20 protein-coding genes and 1 tRNA gene are annotated in these 19,123 nt (G+C 68.5%); 8 read left to right on the forward strand and 13 right to left on the reverse strand.

What is annotated here, in order from left to right; translation table 11 throughout:
- Window positions 1–25: 25 nt before the first annotated feature.
- Window positions 26–98 (forward strand) — tRNA-Ala (locus QM633_RS07775).
- 59 nt (window positions 99–157) lie between these two features.
- On the opposite strand, the gene QM633_RS07780 is transcribed toward QM633_RS07775, so the two are convergent.
- The 8 genes from QM633_RS07780 to QM633_RS07815 all read right to left on the reverse strand — a co-directional run bounded on the left by QM633_RS07780 (window position 158) and on the right by QM633_RS07815 (window position 8,263).
- Window positions 158–1,654, reverse strand: coding sequence for a recombinase family protein (locus QM633_RS07780; RefSeq protein WP_415153174.1), 1,497 nt, complete (start codon window positions 1,652–1,654; stop codon window positions 158–160).
- Between the two features lie 74 nt (window positions 1,655–1,728).
- A complete protein-coding gene (locus QM633_RS07785; protein ID WP_415153175.1) occupies window positions 1,729–2,595 on the reverse strand; it encodes a nucleotidyl transferase AbiEii/AbiGii toxin family protein in 867 nt (288 codons plus the stop codon).
- Window positions 2,592–3,152, reverse strand: a complete 561-nt coding sequence (locus QM633_RS07790; RefSeq protein ID WP_415153193.1) for a type IV toxin-antitoxin system AbiEi family antitoxin domain-containing protein — start codon at window positions 3,150–3,152, stop codon at window positions 2,592–2,594. The genes QM633_RS07785 and QM633_RS07790 overlap by 4 nt, the downstream gene beginning before the upstream one ends.
- A gap of 117 nt (window positions 3,153–3,269) precedes the next feature.
- Window positions 3,270–4,769 carry a hypothetical protein gene (locus QM633_RS07795; protein WP_415153176.1) on the reverse strand — a complete coding sequence of 500 codons (1,500 nt, stop codon included), beginning with the start codon at window positions 4,767–4,769 and terminating at the stop codon, window positions 3,270–3,272.
- Window positions 4,766–5,374 carry a hypothetical protein gene (locus QM633_RS07800; RefSeq protein ID WP_415153177.1) on the reverse strand — a complete coding sequence of 203 codons (609 nt, stop codon included), beginning with the start codon at window positions 5,372–5,374 and terminating at the stop codon, window positions 4,766–4,768. Before QM633_RS07800 ends, QM633_RS07795 begins: the two co-directional genes overlap by 4 nt.
- A 124-nt stretch (window positions 5,375–5,498) precedes the next feature.
- Window positions 5,499–6,602, reverse strand: a complete 1,104-nt coding sequence (locus tag QM633_RS07805) for a hypothetical protein (protein ID WP_415153178.1) — start codon at window positions 6,600–6,602, stop codon at window positions 5,499–5,501.
- A 172-nt stretch (window positions 6,603–6,774) separates the two neighbouring features.
- Entirely contained in the window at window positions 6,775–7,689 is a 915-nt protein-coding gene (locus QM633_RS07810) for a hypothetical protein (protein WP_415153179.1), read from the reverse strand.
- Between the two features lie 370 nt (window positions 7,690–8,059).
- On the reverse strand, window positions 8,060–8,263 hold the full coding sequence (locus QM633_RS07815) for a hypothetical protein (RefSeq protein ID WP_415153180.1): 204 nt from the start codon (window positions 8,261–8,263) through the stop codon (window positions 8,060–8,062).
- 832 nt (window positions 8,264–9,095) lie between these two features.
- Here QM633_RS07815 and QM633_RS07820 point away from each other — a divergent pair.
- Window positions 9,096–9,713, forward strand: coding sequence for a TetR/AcrR family transcriptional regulator (locus tag QM633_RS07820; RefSeq protein WP_415153181.1), 618 nt, complete (start codon window positions 9,096–9,098; stop codon window positions 9,711–9,713).
- The gene (gene gap, locus QM633_RS07825; RefSeq protein ID WP_415153182.1) at window positions 9,710–10,714 is read left to right on the forward strand and encodes a type I glyceraldehyde-3-phosphate dehydrogenase; all 1,005 of its coding nucleotides are present in this window, start codon (window positions 9,710–9,712) and stop codon (window positions 10,712–10,714) included. The genes QM633_RS07820 and gap overlap by 4 nt, the downstream gene beginning before the upstream one ends.
- A 13-nt stretch (window positions 10,715–10,727) precedes the next feature.
- Here gap and QM633_RS07830 read toward each other — a convergent pair whose 3' ends face one another.
- A complete protein-coding gene (locus QM633_RS07830; protein ID WP_415153183.1) occupies window positions 10,728–11,462 on the reverse strand; it encodes a phosphotransferase enzyme family protein in 735 nt (244 codons plus the stop codon).
- Between the two features lie 156 nt (window positions 11,463–11,618).
- Between QM633_RS07830 and helR the strand changes: the two genes are divergently transcribed.
- The 3 genes from helR (at window position 11,619) to QM633_RS07845 (ending at window position 14,723) form a co-directional block, all read left to right on the forward strand.
- Window positions 11,619–13,763: an RNA polymerase recycling motor ATPase HelR gene (helR, locus tag QM633_RS07835; RefSeq protein WP_415153184.1), complete on the forward strand. Its 2,145-nt coding sequence runs from the start codon at window positions 11,619–11,621 to the stop codon at window positions 13,761–13,763.
- A gap of 130 nt (window positions 13,764–13,893) precedes the next feature.
- Complete coding sequence (locus QM633_RS07840; protein ID WP_415153185.1) at window positions 13,894–14,424, forward strand: dihydrofolate reductase family protein; 531 nt, start codon at window positions 13,894–13,896, stop codon at window positions 14,422–14,424.
- Window positions 14,425–14,525: 101 nt separating this feature from the next.
- Window positions 14,526–14,723, forward strand: coding sequence for a hypothetical protein (locus QM633_RS07845; RefSeq protein WP_415153186.1), 198 nt, complete (start codon window positions 14,526–14,528; stop codon window positions 14,721–14,723).
- Window positions 14,724–14,730: 7 nt separating this feature from the next.
- On the opposite strand, the gene QM633_RS07850 is transcribed toward QM633_RS07845, so the two are convergent.
- Window positions 14,731–15,261, reverse strand: coding sequence for a GNAT family N-acetyltransferase (locus QM633_RS07850; protein ID WP_415153187.1), 531 nt, complete (start codon window positions 15,259–15,261; stop codon window positions 14,731–14,733).
- A 54-nt stretch (window positions 15,262–15,315) separates the two neighbouring features.
- Here QM633_RS07850 and QM633_RS07855 point away from each other — a divergent pair, with 54 nt between their 5' ends.
- Complete coding sequence (locus QM633_RS07855) at window positions 15,316–16,071, forward strand: YdcF family protein (protein ID WP_415153188.1); 756 nt, start codon at window positions 15,316–15,318, stop codon at window positions 16,069–16,071.
- Between the two features lie 32 nt (window positions 16,072–16,103).
- Here QM633_RS07855 and QM633_RS07860 read toward each other — a convergent pair whose 3' ends face one another.
- Window positions 16,104–16,829 carry a hypothetical protein gene (locus QM633_RS07860; RefSeq protein WP_415153189.1) on the reverse strand — a complete coding sequence of 242 codons (726 nt, stop codon included), beginning with the start codon at window positions 16,827–16,829 and terminating at the stop codon, window positions 16,104–16,106.
- Here QM633_RS07860 and QM633_RS07865 point away from each other — a divergent pair.
- A complete protein-coding gene (locus tag QM633_RS07865) occupies window positions 16,798–17,337 on the forward strand; it encodes a pentapeptide repeat-containing protein (protein WP_415153190.1) in 540 nt (179 codons plus the stop codon). The two genes, QM633_RS07860 and QM633_RS07865, sit on opposite strands and share 32 nt — an antisense overlap.
- On the opposite strand, the gene QM633_RS07870 is transcribed toward QM633_RS07865, so the two are convergent.
- Together QM633_RS07870 and glp are read right to left on the reverse strand one after the other, a co-directional pair.
- A complete protein-coding gene (locus QM633_RS07870) occupies window positions 17,267–17,893 on the reverse strand; it encodes a GNAT family N-acetyltransferase (protein ID WP_415153191.1) in 627 nt (208 codons plus the stop codon). The genes QM633_RS07865 and QM633_RS07870 overlap by 71 nt on opposite strands.
- Window positions 17,894–17,900: 7 nt before the next feature.
- A partial coding sequence (gene glp, locus QM633_RS07875; protein WP_415153192.1) for a gephyrin-like molybdotransferase Glp occupies window positions 17,901–19,123 on the reverse strand: 1,223 nt, incomplete at its 5' end.

Below are 19,123 nucleotides of genomic sequence, written 5' to 3' on the forward strand. Positions count from 1 at the left end.
CCTGTACGGGCTGCAGAGGCGGCTTGGGGCTATGGCGCAGTTGGTAGCGCGTCTCGTTCGCAATGAGAAGGTCAGGGGTTCGAATCCCCTTAGCTCCACCCAGTTGCGCTTATCAAACGCGCAACCGACGCTTGTGGGGCCGTCCGAGAGGGCGGCCTCAGTCGCCTCCGGGCCTGCCTTGGTCGGTGATGCTGGCGAAGGGTTCGTTGAGCTCGGCGCGGATCTGGTCTGGGCCGAGGAAGATCCCGGTGAAGATGGCCCGGTTGAGCTGCTTTCGTACTGTCGTGGATGCGTTCGTGTAGGCGGTGTGTGCGTCTTGTAGCAGGTCGAGGGCGTCGCGGATGCGTTGTTCGATGTCGGCGCTGTCGGACTCCAGCTTCGCCTTCTCGCGGGCTAGCTTCGCCAGTTCGGTCTTGAGGCGCCGTTGGCTGGTGAGGAAGAGGTCGCGGGGGATGGCGTCGGCGTAGTAGGCGTCGAGGAGCTTGGTCTGGTTTGCCTCGGCCGTTTTGGTCTTCTCGGCGATCTCTTCGAGTCGCTCGTTGTTGACCGCCTGCTGCCGGTGCGGTGTAGCGAGCACGATCTGTTCGACGCGGTCACGCTGGTCTGGCTTCAGTTCGATCGAACCGTAGAGGTCCTCGACCCGTCGCTCGACTTGGGTGATCGGCAGTGCCTTGCGTTGTGGGCAGGTGGAGTCGCGGCGCCGGTGGCAGACGAAGTACTCGTAGACGCGGCCGTTTCGGGTGCGGGTGTTCTGGACGATCAGCCGCCTGCCGCATTCGAAGCAGAAGACCGTGCCTTTGAGGTAGTGGTCGTGGACGCGGGAGCGTTCTCCGTTGCGGCGTGCGGTGAGGATGTCCTGCACGGTCGCCCAGGTCACCGGGTCGATCAGCAGCGCATGTCCTCCAGGATGCTCGACGCCGTTGAACACCACGACGCCCTTGTAGTAGGGGTTGCGCAGCAGACGGTGCAGCCCAGTCACGGTCAACGGCCGGGCTAGCGTGTTCGGTCCCGGCCTAGTTGTCATTCCGCGTGCTGCCAATTCAGAGGCCAGCCGGGTGACGCTCCATTCGCCGGTGGCGTAGGTGTCGAACGCCCAGACAATGTGCTCGGCTCGCTCAAGGTCGACAGTGACGGTGCGGACCTCACGTCCGTCGTCGAAGTGGCGCTCGTTGAGGTAGCCGAGCGGTGCCCGGCCCGGCGTGCCTCCCTGAATGGCCTTCTGTCGCATCCCCTTCATCACCTCGGTGGCGAGGTTCTGGGAGTAGAACTCCGCGATGGAGGCCATGATCCCATGCAGCAGCCGCCCGCACGGTGTCGTGCTGATCGCTTCGGTCGTAGAGACCAGGTACGCGCCCGTGGCTTGGATCGTCTTTGTGATCGCTGCGTCGTCGGCTCGGTTGCGGGCGAGGCGGTCGATCTTGTGCACGATGACGAAGTCGACCGGTCGGTCCTGGATGTAGGCCAGCATCCGCTGCAACTCGGGCCGTTCCAGCGATCTGCCGGAGCGGCCACGCTCGACGAACTCCGCGACCACCAGTGCGCCCATCTCCAAGGCGCGTCGCCGGTTCGCCTCGCGCTGCGCCGGGATCGACAATCCCTCCGGCTCTGAACCCCGACGGGCTTGGTCGAGGGTCGAGACGCGGACATAGGACACGGCCCGAAGCGGACACAACGGACTCTCTGTGGTTATGGCAGTCATGCCCCAACGCTTCGGGGCGCGGACGCCCGCTATGTGCGGGGCAGTGGGGTGTCTCTGCGGCTGAACACGGGATCCAGGTAGGAGGCCACCAGCGCGAGCTGCTCGTCGAGGTCTGCTTCGCAGACCGCCTCCAGTCGTTCCTTGCGACGCCACGCCGCCCACTTGGCCTGGCCGATCTGCCCATAGCCGACCACGTGCGGTCCGATGGGTTCGAGAGTGACGCCGCGGTAGCGGGCCACGGCGCGCGCCGAGCGGAGCAACTCGTCAGCATTGATGCCTTGCCGGGCGAGTTGGACGATGTCGACGTAGTCACGCCAACGAGTGCTGGCGATCCCCCGCTCCAGGATGGTGACGCCCTTCTCGGCGATCGTGGTCTCGGGCGCGTAGCCGAGCAGCACGATCGGATCGCCCAGGACACGGTCGATGCGCACCTGACGGGGAGCGGGCACGATCGGATCTCCAGTGGAGACATCCCACGCGGCGGTGCCCTTCCATGGCCCGATCGACACGCCGACCCGCACCCGGAATCCGGGGTAGTCGGCGTGCTCGCGGATCTCCTGCACGCTGATCGAGTCGAGATCGAACACCACACCGTCATCGGTCTCGACGGCGGCGATGTCGTGAATGACCGCGATGAGGCGATCGGTGCTGACGTCCGCTCCGACGGCGTTCGCATCGGCGTCCTTCGTCGGGCGCCGCACGCCGTAGGCGGCCAGCAGGATTCCGCCCTTGAGCACGAAGTCGTCGGCATGGGCGGTACGGGTGAGGCGATCCAGGAACGACTCCAGCGTGTGCCGGATCAGATACTCCTGCGTCGGTGCACCCGCCCCAGTCTTCGCGGCGGCGGAGCGTGCTGCGGACTGGATGCGGCGGAACACCTCATCGCCGATGTTCATCCCAGAGCTTCCAACGCCTGGAGGACGGGAGACTTCGCCCGAGGAAGCCGAGAGGCGATCTCCATCAGCCGAACAGGCTTCCCGCCGCGGCGCAGCCACTTCTTCAACGCCTCCCGCGCCAACTCATACCCGACCTCGCCACGCAGCCGAAACGCATCGGTGATCGACCGCTCGGGCGAATAGATCCCGATCAGCTGATCCGTGCCCGGAATCGAGATCTCCTCCCGGCCGACGTCGAACGTAGCCCTGTGGAACTGATGCCACGCGATCGCACCCGTGCTCACCGGAGTGCGCGACCCACGCGGGATCGCAACATCCAACACAGCGGGGATCACATCGGTCAGATCATGATGGGCAAGCGCCGACGTCAAGCAGATCGTCGCCTCCGGACGACGCGTCACAGCCTCGATCCAGTCCCAGTCCGCCGCCGCCGCGTCCGCCGGCAAATAGATGCCGCGAGCGATCCGCTCCAACCGCCCCTCACGCGCCGCACGGTACAGGGCACTACGCGACAAGCCCGCCCGCTCAGCCGCGCGCGGCCTCACCGTCGACATCATCACCACCACCCGACACGTAACGTATACACATAATCATAGCTGATGACGAAACGTCCCATCCGAGCAGGCGGTCGAGCATGCTCACCGCCGCACTGAGGGAATGCTCTGGACCGGGGCCTAGCCGGTGTCTTCAGGGCCGAGCGGGTCAGGGGGAGGTTCATCTGGAGTGTCACCAGTTGTGTCATCGTCGAAAGGAAGCTCGTCGGTGCCGTGGGACAGAATCCCATCGACCGCTAGGAAGTCTTCGAGAGCGGCCCGGCTGCTGGGGTTGAGTTCAATCAGAAGCGGAACCGTGCACCGCAAGAGATGTGCGACGAGCGTCTCTGACCTGGTAACGCCAGTGCCTGTACTGTGCAAGAAGTCAACACTAACCCTCCCCGAGTCGGTCACCACAGCCGCCCGATCAACCTGAGGTTCCGCTAGCCGGCTCGTAGTGGCTTCTAGGAACTCCCTGCTCGTGACACCGCTGTCCTCCCGAAGGGTCATGTGCTGCTCGCCGGCGCTCACCTCGACCGACGCGACCTTTGTGGTGCTCGACCGTTCCGTGAACGCCCTCACTGGCAGACCGGCTGCGGCTTCGCGCACGCGTGGGTCGAGCAGTTCCTTCGTCCGGGCGATGAAGGCCTGAAACTGGGGCCCTCTAAGCGTCACTGCTGGTGGTGTCTCCCCAGCCGGCAGATCCACGCCCCAACGGAGGGCGATCGCCTCCTCGGGGTCGGAGTCATACAGCGACATGTCGTGAATGAGGCATGCCCTTGCATGCAGATACTCAAGATTGGCGTTGACGAGATGCTGGAAGTTCTCTTGTCTCGCCAAGCCCGCCTGTCCAAGAGCGATGAGTTGCTCAACGGTGAGGCCGCGGCCGACACCGTGCCAGAACGCTTGGTCGCTGGTATCCATGAACTGAAGCAAGTAGCGAAGCGAAAGGTCGCTGAACTCATCGGCAAGATCACGTTCTCCGGGGAACTGATCGAGACGCGCTCCCGATCCCTCCCAAACGGCCTGGAGGACTCGGTTCAGGTGGCGTGCCTGGCTCTCGTGGAAGTAATCGCTGATGGCGGCGAGTGCGTCCCGGGTCTCTGTCACGGTGCCACTCGCGGCGGCGGCGAATCCGGACTGGACCTGCTGCGCAAGGTGGACTGCGTCCTCTGGGGCAACAAGCGCTCTACGCCCACCGTGGGCGAGCGAGTTTCGCAGGATACGATCTGTCGCTGCGGGCTCCGTCGGTGAGGTCAGCTCGTCAACTGCTGCAGGCGTGGTGAACAGAATCTCAGCCTTCTGGGACCGTTCGTGCACGCGATTCTTCTTCGCATCCTCAGTTGGGGGCGTCGTGAGGCCGAACACGATCGGATCAAGTCGGTCGAGTAGATCGATGTCATGTGCGAGTGCGGGCAGATTGTCTGTGAACCGCAGGAACACGGGGCGTTCCGCCTTGCCCCACCTGAGGATAATGTCCGGCGCAAATGTGTGGTTGAAGTAGGTGGTGACCTGCACGGACGCAGTTGGGTCGAATCGCTCAAGTGCTTCAGCAACCGTCTCTTTGGTGCGCTTCTCCGACTCTCGGGGGTTGGGTTCAACGAGGGCTTCGCGCAAAACGGCGTCGAGATTGGTCGTCATGCCGACGCCTTGGTCGTCTCGTGTGTATGGATCAGAGCGAGGTTCTCTCTGGATGGGACGAGCAGCTCCTGCCGCCTACTCAGGATCAGCAGCCACAGCCGCTCTGACACGCTTTGGCAGGCGGCATCATCGACGGCGGACTCCGGGTCGACGTCAGCGGGAAAGATTCTCTTGGCCTGTTCGATGACCGACTGACGGATCATGCCGACACTCGTCAGCTCGGCCCATTTCGATGTGCGGTGAGGGGTCCAGGAGACCCACATGAAGTTGTCGGCGAAGGCGGGGCTCGCTTTATACGTGACGTAGCACTTGGCCAGGAACTCTCGGTAGTAGCCGGGCAACTTCGAGGAAGTGGTGTAGTTCTTGACCTCCGCGAAGAACAACTGGCCATCAAACTCTCCATAGCGAAGTCGCCCTCCCAGGTCGAAGGAGAACGACTGGCCACCCTGAGGCCACGCGAACGTTAGCTTCTGTCGTGCACCCTCGTCGGGGTTGACCCAGCACGCATCCACACGTGACGTTGCTTCCAGCCAGTACTTCGCCCTTCGCGCACCGTCACGTCCTGCCTCGTGCGCAGCCTCCCCCTGCATGGGCGTCGTCGCCATGAGCCGAACCCTACCGGCAAGCAGTGTGCGGCGAGGCTGAACACGCTCCGGCCCGCGGATCAAGCCGTCTCTACCTCCTGCCACGCACGAAGGCTACGAGAAGCCACTGACAGCGTGTTCCTCCTCAGCGGGAACCGCGGCTTGGGGACGAGCCCCGCAACAAGGCGCGGCCGGCCGCCAGAGATGCGTGAATCATGGGGGCGGTGATCGGGATGCTTCCTTCACCTCGTCGCTGGACAATGCTGATGAATGCGCCTTCGACATCGCCGTCTTTGGTGATCGCACCCTGTACCAGGAAGGGCTTCAGTTCCTCCGGCTGTGGCGGTACATGGATGGCGATGAGGGCCCTGCCTGATTCCATCGGAACAACGTCAACGCTGAGCCCAAGGGGTGGTGGATAGAGGTGCTGGTCGATGATGCGACGGTAGCGGGCATCGGCACCAGCGACTCGTGGAACTATGCCGCGAATGCTCCTAATTACCTCCCCGCCTGGGACCTTCTTCGCACGAGCACCGATAACTATCAGTCCTCCGTCTTCACCGTTGCAGAACTTGGCAACCGCCTGGCAGAGACTGACCTTCCCGCGGAGCGAAGCGAGGTCGTACTCTTCGGCCTTGGCATCGAGCCAGTTCCCTTCGGGCAGGCCGACGAGTAGTCCGGCTCCTCCACCGCGAACGAGGGCAGCCACCGTGTCTCGCGTAACGCTTCCAGCACTGAACGCCTCGCAGAGTCGTAGCACCTCCTCACCGACCCTGAACAGGTCGGCTGCACTTTTCGATCGCCATGGCACGACTACCCGCAGTTCCACACCGATGTACGGCGCCGCCAGCCACTCCTCGTTCACGATGCCGCGAAGTTCACAACGGTGCTGGAGGAAGTAAGGCTCAACCAGCCTGACCAGCGAACGCACAAACTGCTCTTCGTCGTCCGGATACTCCGCCAGGTGCAGCGCCCTGACCACCAACTCGTCCCCGGCCCACTCGAAGGAGATAGGGCCGTAAGGGCCGTCAGCGTCGAAGTACGCCGCCGGTAGGTCAGATACCACTGCACATGCCGTCGGAGCGTCATAGTAAGAACTCCAGGATGCCAACGCTGCCTTCAGATCGACGGCCCTCACCAGGGACAGCTCCTCCTGGACAAGCATCAACTCGCCAGATGGACCACTCCTTCGATCCTCTCCAAGCACCAACCATTCCTCGGTCGCCCGGGAGAACGCCACAGACACCATGGCCCACACCGTATCTACTTACAGCCAGTCCGATCAGGTCATCTACTTACAGCCAGTCCGATCAGGTCGTGGCGGGCGGGTGCGGCGCAGCATGCCGGGCACATGTGCCTGTGTTCGGCGTCTGGATGCGGCAAGGCAGACAGTCTGCCAGTGGGAGCCAGCTGTGTCCGATTCAGTGCCACCAGCCCTTCTTGTAGACGACATGCACGGGGATCTCGCGAGGATCGATCGGACGGTCGACGATTGGTCGGATCGTGTGCGGCGTGATCCGATCGCGTTCGTGCTCCTCGTCAAGCCACTTTGCGTGGTGGTCGAGCTTGTTGTCGCGGAAGGCATCCGCGGCGCGGGCAATCAACTCGTCGAGCCTGTGCAGCTCGGCTTCTGCAGCCTCAAGTCGCTCTTGAAAACTCACCGCCCGATGTCCGCACCACTGCCGCAAGAGCTCATGCACCGGCCGTTCGTGCTCCAGGTAGAACGCGTACTCCCAATCGGGTGAGCTGGTGTACTTATCTCCGTCCCGACTGGTGCGGGGCATGCCGCGCTTGCACGCGTCACGACACCGGCGCTCTTCCGCCATCACCCAGTCGAGGACTGGCATCGGGGTCACGCGGCAAGCCGCCTCGGCAATCGCAAGCGAACCTTCGGCAGACAGCCACCACTCGTCTCCATCCCGGAAAGATGCAACCAGGTCAGTGAACGTGCTCAACGGCCGCTGCGTGATGCGCTCCAAACCAGCGGCATCAAGAACTCCCGTTGCGTGGCGGGCGTACCCCATACTCGTATCAGCGATGTCCTCGGGAATGAGATGTTCGAACGCCACCAGCATGGCCATCTCCTCGGCCTCGGTCAGCTCATAGCCGCCGATTCGCTGCCAGTGGGCCATCCGGTAGTCGTAGCTCTCAACGTCTGACCACAGACAACGCAGTCGTCCGGCAGGCACGCTCTCGACCGTGCCTGTTCGCTCTCCATCCAGAAACTCGATCGAAGCCCGCCGGCTCGTCTTGCGTTGCTCGAACGATACGATCCGGACACGCTGGGAGGGCGCCATGTCCCGCTCGCGGTAGACCCACTCCTCTTCAACGTCCACAGGGACGCCCCCTGATGTGTCAGCCCAACGCCGCCGTCGATGCACACGCTAGGCCATCTCGATGGGTTAAGCGAGAGCCCTGGTGCCGACCAAGTTGACCACGCGCTCGACCACTCCCCACCGAGCAACCTGCACATGAGGGCATCCCGGCTCCCGTCGACTGCCAGCGGTCGCCGCGTTTGGGATACGACCGGCCATAACTCGAACCGACGCTCATGCTCTTCTGACCGCTGTTCGTGCGGCCGGCACGTGCCGGTGCTGGACGGCCACTGGGGCGTGGCGCTCAAGTCACAGAAGCTCAATCGGCCCCGGGCACGGCGGCGGTCGACTACCTCATGGACACGGGAGCGGAGCAGGAGGACGAGGCTGATCAGCCCCGCAGCAGCACCAGGAGGTTGAGCCAGCCCGGCGCGCCATTGCCGATGAGGACGCGAACGGGACTCGACGCGTAAAGGTATGGCACCGCCAAGAGCATCGCAGGGACACCCCACTTGAGGCCGCGGCGAGTGCGGATCGCATCGAGCGCGATGTTGATGGGCATGCAGCGCCAAAGAAGCTCGCGGGTGTACAGCACTGGCGGTCCAACTCAACCGAAACATGTCGAGAGTCCTTTCCAAGAGTCCGGCGGCAAGGACTCTCGAAGGACTGCCCCAGCAATGCTGCTCAGTCGTGCCCTCGCATCTTGCGATGGCGCAGCAGCTGGAAGTCGCCTAGATCCCTAATGTCAACCCCGACCTCCGACACTGCGGAAGCCTCCGGCGGGGTGCGCCGGATGCCCGCCAGCTAGCGTTCGCGCCCGTGTGCATCGCGCATCTCCATGCCTTCGGCGAGAAGCCAGGCACGCACCGTTCCGGCCGAGAATCCCAACTGAGTGCCAACTCGCTCCAACGAGTCTCCCGCCGCGTAGCGACGCTTCATCTCCGCCACCTCATGGGCGGCTGGCGACCGGCGCCGCAATCGCACACCTCGGGCACGCAGCAGCGAAGCTACCTGCGGGCGACTCACCCCAAGGTCGGCGGCCAGGTCGCACAACCTCGCGCCAGCCTCGTATCGGGCCTGGGCGATCGCCAACGCCTCGTCGCGTACGCGTGTGCGCGGCCGTGCCTTTGCCGGGTCCCGCATGGCAGAGCGGGCGCGTTGCCGGATCGCCTCGTGCATAGCGGCCATCCGAGCCAGGGGTGGGGCAAGTCTCGATAACGCTCCCGCCAGGTCCACAGAACTCACCGGAACTGTGCCCTCCTGACGGAGGGCCTTTTCGTTCTGTGGTGTCCTGTGGGGGTCGAACCCCCACACCCCCAACCGGGCCGAGCCTGTGGTCGTGAGTTCGTCCACCACGGACGGTGCACGAACTCACCCCCTGCGCCCAGATGCGAAGTCTGTACCTTGAGGTATGTACACTGGCGTCCGTGGAGTCCCGAGAGCGCCTGGTGCGGACGATGAGCGAACTGATGTGGGAGCGCGGCTATGCCGCGACGAGCCCGCGTGAGGTGCGGGAGCGTTCGGGGGTTGGCCAGGGCAGCATGTACCACCACTTCCCGAGCAAACGCGACCTGGCCCTCGCCGCACTCGAGCGCAACTGTTCCGACCTGCTCCCCGCCACCGAGGAACTGCTGACGCGCGCCGGCGACCCGATGGAGAAGCTGACCGCCTACCTGACCCGTCCGCTGCCGGCGTTGAAGGGCTGCAAGGTCGGTCGGATGACCCAGGATCCGCTGGTGGCCGCTGACCCGGGGCTGCTCAGGCCGATCGCGGACGCGTTCGCGGCCGTCCACGACGCCCTCACCGCCGTGATCCGGGACGCCGTCGAGGCCGGCGAGGTGAACCCGGACGTGGACCCCGACCGGCTGGCCCATCTGCTGTCGGCCACAATCCAGGGCGGCTACGTGCTGTCGATCGCCGCCCAGGACCCCGGCCCGTCCGAGGACGCCCGCGCCGGGGCGCTCGAACTGCTGCGCGCCTCGGCGCCGGCACCAGTAGCCGCCACGGCACCGGTCGTGGCTCACGGAGAGGAAGTACCACGATGACGGTTCGGATCGGGATCAACGGCTTCGGACGGATCGGACGCAGCTACCTGCGCGCCGCACTGGCGAACGACGCCGACGTGCAGGTGGTCGCCGTCAACGACCTGACCGACGCCGCCACCCTGGCGACCCTGCTGGAGTGGGACTCCATCTCCGGCCACCTCGACGGGGTCCACCTCGAAGGGGACACCATCAGGGTCGGCGACAACGACATCGCCGTCGAGTCCCAGCGGGACCCCGGCGCGATCGCGTGGGGCGACTACGGCGCGGACGTGGTGATCGAGTCGACCGGCTTCTTCACCGACGCGGCGAAGGCGCGCGCGCACCTCAACGGTGGCGCGAAGAAGGTCATCGTCTCGGCCCCCGCCAAGGGGGACGTGCCCACGTTCGTGCTGGGCGTGAACGACGACCGGCTCGATCCGGCCGCCTCCGACGTGTTCTCCAACGGATCGTGCACCACGAACTCGCTGGCCCCGCTGGCGAAGGTGCTCAACGACACGTTCGGGATCGAGAGCGGCCTGATGACCACGATCCACGCCTACACCGGCGACCAGCGCCTCCACGACGCCCCGCACTCCGACCTGCGCCGGGCCAGGGCGGCGGCGATGTCCACCATCCCGACGTCCTCGGGTGCGGCCAGGGCCATCGGCAAGGTCATCCCAGAACTCGACGGACGGCTCACCGGCTTCGCCCTGCGCGTCCCCGTCCCGGTCGGCTCGATCACCGACCTCACCGCCGTCCTCACCAGGACCGCCAGCGTCACAGAGATCAACCAGGCCTTCGCCCGGGCCGCCGCCGAAGGCCCGCTGAAGGGCTACCTGCAGTACTCGGAGGCGCCGCTGGTCTCGGTGGACATCGTCGGCAACCCGCACTCCTCGATCTTCGACGCCCCGCTCACCGAGGTCGTCGGCAACCAGGTCAAAGTGCTCGGCTGGTACGACAACGAATGGGGCTTCTCCAACCGGCTGGTCGAGTTCTCGGAGCGGATCGGCTCCGCCCTCTGACCCGGGCCACCGCTCAGACCGGTCGAACCTCGGCGAGGCGAGCCCGCGAGTAGTCGTCCCCCCAGCAGACCGCCGCCTCCCACGCGGCCGACGCCTGCGATGCGACGTCGCGGTCGGCGGCGTCGAGGCCGGCCGCATTGAAGGGCAGCGCCAGATCGAGATCTGGCACATCCACGTGGGACTCGTCCCAGTCGATCAGCGCGACCCGCTCCGCCGTGATCAGGATGTTGCCGGGGTTGCCCGGGTTTCCGTGCACGACGCAACGTGGACGCGCGGCGAGCCGCGCCCACGCCGCCCGGCAGCGGGCGACGCCGTCCGCCGGCATCGCAGACAGGTCGATGCGCGTCCCGGCGTCCTCGTGGAGCAGGTCGATCGACGAGCGCCAACCGGGCCGCTGCGGCCTTCCGACGGTCAGCCGGTGCACCTCGCGCAGGGTGTCGGCCACCCTGCTCCAGTCGTCGGGGGTCCTCGGCGGTCCGCCCTCCAGGTAGGTCATCACCACCAGGCCGTCAGCGAACGGCCGGCCCGTCACCGTCGGGATCGGGACGGGGACGGCCAGCCCCTGCCGGTCGAGGAACTCGAGCAGATCGGTCTCCCAGGCCAGATCGGCGTCACTCCTGGCTCCGAGGCGCCCCACGGCCAGGCGGTCTCCGATCCGTACCCTCCACACGTCGTTGGCGACGCCGCCGGCGAGCGGCGCGACGCGGACGGCGTCCTGTCCCCACTGGCGCAGCGCTTCCCATCCCACGAACAGGACCCTACGCATCGGAGGGGCCGGACGCTTCCCGGCCCGACCCACGACCCGGGGGCCTCGCGTCCCGGCGTTCGTATCCCTGCACCTCCAAGCTATAGCGAAGTGGGGGGCTTGCCGCAAGGCCCCCCTCCAGGCGCAGAATCTCGGCTTGTGCCCGACGTCTTCACCCTTCCCTCCCGTCTCTCCGCGAAGAACGACCCTGCGCTGATCGGCGCGGACCGGAACCACTTCGCCGCGATCGCGGCCTGCCTCGACCAGCAGGTCGCCGACCTCTCCGCCCGGTTGGCCGAACTCCGCAGAGCGCCCGGACGGCGCGGCAGGAGCGCGATGGACCGCGACCTCGACATCCACCGGCTGAGCGGTCGGCTGCGGCTCCTGCAGCGGTTCGGGGTGGATGTGTGCCTGGGCCGGATCGTCGCCGCGGACCAGCCCGAGCCGACCTACATCGGGCGGATCGGTCTCACCGACCAGGCGGGCCGCCAACTCCTGGTCGACTGGCGTGCTCCTGCCGCCGAGCCGTTCTTCGCCGCGACGGCCGCCCACCGGCTGGGGCTGGTCAGCCGCCGCCGCTACCGCTGGACGGATGGACGGATCACCGACTACTGGGACGAGGCGTTCACGGCCGACGGCACGGCCGGCCTCGCCCTCGACGACGACTCGGCGTTCATCGCCAGCCTGGGCGCAAGCAGGTCGGGACAGATGCGGGACGTCCTGGGCACCATCCAGGCCGACCAGGACGCCATCATCCGCGCCGACTCCCGGGGCGCCCTGGTGGTGGACGGCGGCCCCGGCACCGGCAAGACCGTGGTCGCGCTGCACCGCGCCGCGTACCTCCTGTACGCCGACCCGCGGCTGGGGCGCGGTCACGGCGACGTGCTCGTGGTCGGGCCGCACCGGCCCTACCTCGCCTACGTCGGGGATGTGCTGCCCAGCCTCGGCGAGGACGGGGTGGCCACCTGCACCGTCCGCGACCTCGTTCCCGAGGGCGCCGACGCCGGACCAGAGGCCGACCCGGAGGTGGACCGGCTGAAGTCGGATGTGCGCATGGCCGACGCCGTCGGGCCGGCAGTCGGGCTGTACGAGGAGCCGCCCACCGATCCGCTGGTGGTCGAGACCTGGTGGGACGAGGTCACCCTCACCGGCGCCGACTGGGCCGAGGCCTTCGACTCCGCCGCCCCGGGCACTCCGCACAACGAGGCCCGTGACGACATCTGGGAGGCTCTGGTCGAGATCCTCCTCGACCGGCACGATCGTAGCGAGGCGTCCGAGCAGGACATCCGGCGATCGTTCGCCCGCAACAGCGACCTCGTCCGCACCTTCTCGCGAGCCTGGCCGATCCTGGAGGCGACCGATCTGGTCTCCGACCTGTGGTCGGTGCCCGCCTACCTGCGCCGCTGCGCGCCATGGCTCGGCCCCGACGAACGGCAGGCGCTGCGCCGCGCCGAGGGCTCCGGGTGGACGGTGGCCGACCTGCCGCTGCTGGACGCGATGCGGCAACGGCTCGGCGACCCGGAGGCCTCACAGCGGCGACGCCGCCGCGAGGCCGTCCTCGCGGCGGACCGGGCCTACATGGACGAGGTCGTCGAGGACATCCTCGCCACCGACGACGACCCGGACAGCGGGCTGCAACTCCTGCGCAGGGAGAGCCTGCGGGACGACCTCGTCGACGAGGACGCGGTTCCTCGCGAGGGACGCGACCGGCTGGCCGGGCCGTTCGCGCACCTCGTCGTCGACGAGGCCCAGGAACTCACCGACGCCGAGTGGCAGATGCTGCTGCGGCGCTGCCCGTCCCGCAGCGTCACGGTCGTCGGCGACCGCGCGCAGGCCCGGCGCGGGTTCTCCGAGTCGTGGCGGGAACGACTGGAGCGGGTGGGGTTCACCGAGATCCGCCAGTCCACCCTCACCGTCAACTACCGGACGCCGGCGGAGGTGATGGCCGAGGCCGAACCGGTGATCCGGGCCGTGCTCCCGGACGCGTCGGTGCCGACGTCCATTCGCGTCGGCGGACGCCCGGTGCGGCACGGGTCGACGGCCGAGCTCGGCTCCGTCCTCGACACCTGGCTCGCCGAGAACGCCGACGGCACCGCCTGCGTGATCGGCGATCCGGCGTTCGTCCCGACCGACCGGGTCCGGTCACTGGCACCCGACCAGGTCAAGGGGCTCGAGTTCGACCTTGTCGTGCTGGTCGACCCGCAACGGTTCGGCGACGGCGTCGGGGCGGCCGTGGACCGCTACGTCGCGATGACCAGGGCGACCCGGCAGCTGGTCGTCCTCACCGGACCCGGGACGCCCTGAGCCGGCTCGCCCCGTCGCCCCGGAAGTCCGTCGAGCTGGGCCTCGTCTTCGGCACCGGCGTCGCGTCATAGTGGTGGCGTGGGCGCGCGCCGACCGGCCGAGGAGGCCGAGGGAGAGGAAGGAGCCATCGATGGCCCGGCTCGTGTTCGGAATGAACCAGTCCCTGGACGGCTACGTGGACCACGAGGCGTTCGCGCCCGATCCTGAGCTGTTCGGCCATTTCATCGCACAGACCGCCGCGGAGACGGGCTGTCTGTACGGTCGCCGGATGTACGAGGTGATGCGCTACTGGGACGACGACGACCCCGGCTGGGACGACGACGAACGTGCCTTCGCGGCGGCGTGGTGCGGCCGTCCGAAGTGGGTGGTGTCGCGGTCGCTGACCTCCGTCGGCCCCCACGCCACCCTCGTCCGGGACGACCTGCAGAGCTGGGTGCCGGCGTTGAAGGCCGAGCACGACGGCGAGATCGAGGTCGGCGGCACGGCCCTGGCCGCCAGCCTCGGCCGGCTCGGGCTGATCGACGAGTACCGGATCTACCTGCACCCGCTCGTGCTCGGCGGCGGGAAGCCGATGTTCTCCGGCCCCCTGCCACCGCTGCGCCTGCTGTCCCAGGAGCGGGTCGGCAACGACACCGTGCGGTTGGCCTACGCCCCGGCCTGAGCCCGGCACGGGCGTACCGGTCGGCGCCGTCGATCCCCCGGGCGCGGGAGGACGGGCCGCTTCCGCGGGTACGGGCTCCACAGGAACCACCCAGCACCCGCATGGGCCGGATCGACGCCGGCATCACCACCGGCTCCACCATCACGAGGATCGCGGGCGAGGCCGTCGACACCTACGCGCAGGTCACCGCCATCCTCGGGAAGCTCTCCCCCGGCGACGTGGTGAAAGTCGGCTGGACCGACGCCGACGGCACCGCCCGCACCGCGGCCGTCCGCCTCGGCCGGGCTCCCGTCGCCTGAGGGCGGGTCAGGGGATGACCCAGATCTGGAGACGCCCGGTCTCGGCGCGGGTGCGCGGCTCGAACTCGTCCACACGGGTGAGGTGGTAGCCGAGGCGCTGCGGAACGGCGGCGCTGCGGGTGTTGCCCTCGTCGGTGTGGATCTCCACCCGCGCGATCTCCGGCAGGCCGAGCGCGACACCGGTCAACGCTCCGGCCAGCTCGGTCGCCAGGCCGCGTCCGGTGTGGGACGCGGCCAGCCAGTAGCCGATCTCCAGACCGTCCGGCCCGACCCTGCGGTGCAGGCTGAACCCGCCCAGCACGGGCCCGTCCGCGCTCTCCCTGAACGCGTAGAGGTAGGCGAGGTGCCCGGCCCAGTCCGCGGGAGCCGCACCGATCCGTTCTGCGCGGTACGCCGGGTCTGCACCCCAGGGGATGAACGCGCCCAGATGGTCGGCGTTGGCCGCGGCCGCCTCGATGACCTGCGCCACGTCGTCCTCGCGCACCCGGAGCAGCAGACCCCGGGGGCTGACGACGCGATCCGGTGGAGGGGTGGGCACCGTCCCATCCAACGAGCCGAAGGGGACGAGCGCAACCCCGCCTATCGTGGACGGGTGCAGAGCGTACGACGACCCGCCCGGGTTGCTGCCCGCGCCCTGCTCGCGTCCACCGGCCTCGTTCTCACGGTGAACGCCGTCTGGCTCGCGTTCACCGCCAACCTGACCGTCGGGACGGCAGCGACCGCGGTCGCCGGAATCGGCCTGCTCGCCTGGGCCCGCTGGCTTCCCCGACGTCGGTGGCTGAACGCTGCGGGCGTCGTGGCCGTGGCCGCGGTCGCGGGTTTCGCCGTCCTCCTCACCACGGTCGGCACCCACGACACCGCGACCGGAGACGAGGACGCCGTGATCGTCCTCGGCGCCGCCGTGCACGGCAGTGAGCTGTCGCGCACCCTGGCCGATCGCCTCGACGCCGCCCTGGCCTACCACCGGGGCAATCCCGCGGCGCCGATCGTGGTCACCGGCGGCAAGGGAGCGCAGGAGAACCTCCCCGAGGCGGACGCGATGCGGGCCTACCTCGTCGCCCACGGCGTCCCCGCCGCCGGCGTCATCGTGGAGGACCGCGCGACGTCCACCGTGGAGAACTTCGCCAACTCGAAGGCCATGCTGGACGCGAGGTTCCCGGCGGGATACCGGGTCGTGTTCGTCACCGACGAGTTCCACGTGTTCCGCGCCGGCGGGCTCGCCGCCGCCGCGGGCCTGGCGGCCACGCACGTCAGCAGCCACACCCCGTGGTACTTCTGGTCCGCGAACTACCTGCGCGAGGAGTTGGCCGTCCTCGCCTGGTGGGCCGGCGTCGGCCGGGGAGTCTGAGGGTCGCGCCGGGAGCGCTGGCCCCGGGGCGGTCAGCCCACGTCCTCCTGCGTGTCCGGCTCGGCGAGGGGCGTCTCGATCGGATCGGCCGTGACCGGGATTCGCCCGGGCGTCGGCACCGGTGCGGACAGGTCGATGGTGCGGACCGTGCGCGGCGCCAGTGGCTTCGAGACGTAGGTCGGCCGCGTGATCGGGATCGGGTCCCACAGCGAGACGGCCTGCGCGAGGGGGACGCTCAGCTCGATGGAGTGCTCGTGCTCCGCGACGTCCTCCGCGGTGAGCGAGATGGCGACCGTCTCCTCGTCGGGGCACTCCCGGATCGCGGCGGCCCGTCCGGCGAGGTCGGTTCTCATCGTCCGCACGCTGAACCGCGCCACGACGAGGAAGGTGAGGATCAGTCCCGCGGGGATCAGTGCGCCCCACCAGGCCCCGATGTGGAAGATCGCCAGACCACCGACGATCACCTGCACCAGCAGGAGGAAGATCAGCACCCGGCGCCGGCGCTGGGCGGCCTGAAGGTCGCGCAGGTGCAGTTCGCGCAGTTGCGCGCGGCGGGTGAGCGGAGTCGAGACCGTCGCCGCGCCCGGGTCGGCCTCCGCGAGGGACGTCCCGCTGCGCACGATCGTGACCGAAGGGGTGAACGGGACATCGGCCGGCGACTCCTCCTGGATGTCGCCCCTGCGATGGAGGAAATAGGGCACCAGGTACGTCAACCAGGCGGCAGCGATGCCTGCGAAGACCAATCCGGTTACACCCACATCCCGAACGCTATTGGCCGGGTGGCCGGTCCCGGCCGACCACTGGCGGAGTGTCGGAGATTGGCGGACCGATGCCCCACGCAGCCAGCCGCGTCCCCGCCCCGGCCAGGACGCCCTGTCGCCGGCCGCTCCGGTCCACGATCCTGACCACGACCGGACGAGCCGGCGTCGGTGGTCCGACAGCCGACCCTCGACACCACCGGGCCCCCAACCGGACGGGGCCGACCTGAACCGGACCGACCTGAACCTGACCCACCTGAACGGGAGCGACCTGAACGGGAGCGACCTGAACCGGACCGACCTGAACGGGAAAGGGGACAGACCAGCGAACGGGAATGAGAACCGTCCCCTTTCCCATTCAGGGGACGGTTCCGTTCCCCGTCGCTGGTCTGTCACCTTTCCCGTTCACGGGACCGCGCCGGCTCGTCCCGGACGCCTCAGCGTCCGGCGAGGCGGCGGCCGGCCTCGAAACGGGCCAGCACGCCGCCGGGCGCCTCCTCGGGGGTGAGCACGAACACGTCGTGGTCGCGCCACGCCCCGTCCACGTGCATGTAGCGCTCGCGGCGTCCCTCGTATCGGAAGCCGAGCTTCCGGACGACCGCGAGGCTGTTCGCATTCTCCGGACGGATCGCGATCTCGACGCGGTGCAGCCCGGCCCCGGTGAAGCAGTAGTCGGTGGCCATGGCGACGGCGGTCGGGATGATGCCGCGGCCTGCCCACGCCGGATCGATCCAGTACCCGACCTGTCCCCAGCACGCCGACCCGCGGGTGATCCCCGACACGGTCACCTGCCCGACGAAGCGGGGACGCTCGCCGTCCGGGGTGAATTCGACGGCCCACGGCAGCATCTGGCCGCGCCGGGCCCGCTGCGAGAAGCTCGCCACGAGCTGGGCGAAGGTCTGCCCGGGTTCCCGGGACTCGGGCGGCCGGGTGGAGTCCCACGGCCGGAACCACGCCGAGGAGTGACGCCGGATCCTCGCCCAGTCCCCCTCGTCCCTGCGTCGCAAGGGACGCAACACCACCGGCCCGTGGCTCAGCCGCACCGGCCAGAACGCCGCAGGCATCCGGACGCTAGTCCAGCAGCCAGCAGGTGACGTCGCCGTGCGCGGGGATCTCCCCTGCACCCGGGGGGACGAGGATCACGGCGTTGGCGCGGGCCAGCTCGACGGTGCCCGGTTCGCGGGCCGGCAGTGGCACCACCCCGCGCGATCCGTGGCTGCCCAGCACCAGGCGCGGCCGGTCGGGATCAGCCTCCAGTGGGGCGGCGACGGGCGCATCGACAGCACGCGGACCGCTGACCTCCTGGCCGGCGAGCCGCTGCACCAGCGGGCGGCCCAGCAGGAGGTAGGCCAGGTAGGCCGGGACGGCCCCGGCGGGCAGGATGAGGACAGGTGCGCTGTCGTCCCCCAGGAGGGCGAACACCTGCCGTCCGGGGAGGACGTCGACCTCAGTGACGTCGACCGCACCCTGCTGCCCGAGCGCCTCGACGAGTTCGTCGCTCGCATCGGTGACGACGAGCACGAGATCCGCCCGCACCAGCTGCTCGGTGAGTGTGGTGACGAGCGCCGCCGGCTCGGACGCGACGACTCCGGCCGTGAACACCTGGGCGCCGTCGTGGCGCGCGCTGGCGGCCAGCAGCGTGGTGCACCCGTCGTAGGTCTCGGTCCACCGGGTGAGCGGCAGCCCCGGCTCGACGAGCGAACTGTCCGCGGTCATCACCACCACCCGGGGACGCGGCCGCGCGAGCACCTTGTCGTGGCCGACCTCCGCGATCAGGCCCAGCACGCGCGGGGTGAGCTCGGTGCCCGCGGCGACCAACTGGTCCCCGTCGGAGATCCGGGTCCCGGCGAGCAGCATGTGCTGCTGGAAACGAGCCTCGGCGACGAACTGCACCTCCTCGCCGGCGACCAGTCCATCGGCCAGCGGCACGACGGCGTCCGCGCCCTCGGGGACCGGCGCTCCCGCCGAGACCCGCACCGCGGTCCCCTTGCTGAGCGGTGCGCCGCGGTAGCCGTCCGCGCCGATCTCATCGACGACGGGGAGCACGACCGGCAGCCGGGTGCTCGCGCCGACGAGGTTGGACGCACGGACGGCCCAGCCGTCGGTGGTCGCAGAGGTGAACGTGGGCAGGTCGAGGTCTGCGACGATCGACTCACACAGTGCGAGGCCGGCGGCGTCGAGCAGGCCGATCCCGAACGGACGCAGGCTCGCCACCTGGCTCAACAGCAGCTCGCGGTGCGCCGCGAGGCTCCGTGGCGCGGGCCCGGGCGGGCCGGCCAGCCAGCGCGGTGCCG

The sequence above is a fragment of the Propionicimonas sp. genome, assembly GCF_047606205.1.
Taxonomy (GTDB): Bacteria; Actinomycetota; Actinomycetes; order Propionibacteriales; family Propionibacteriaceae; genus Propionicimonas.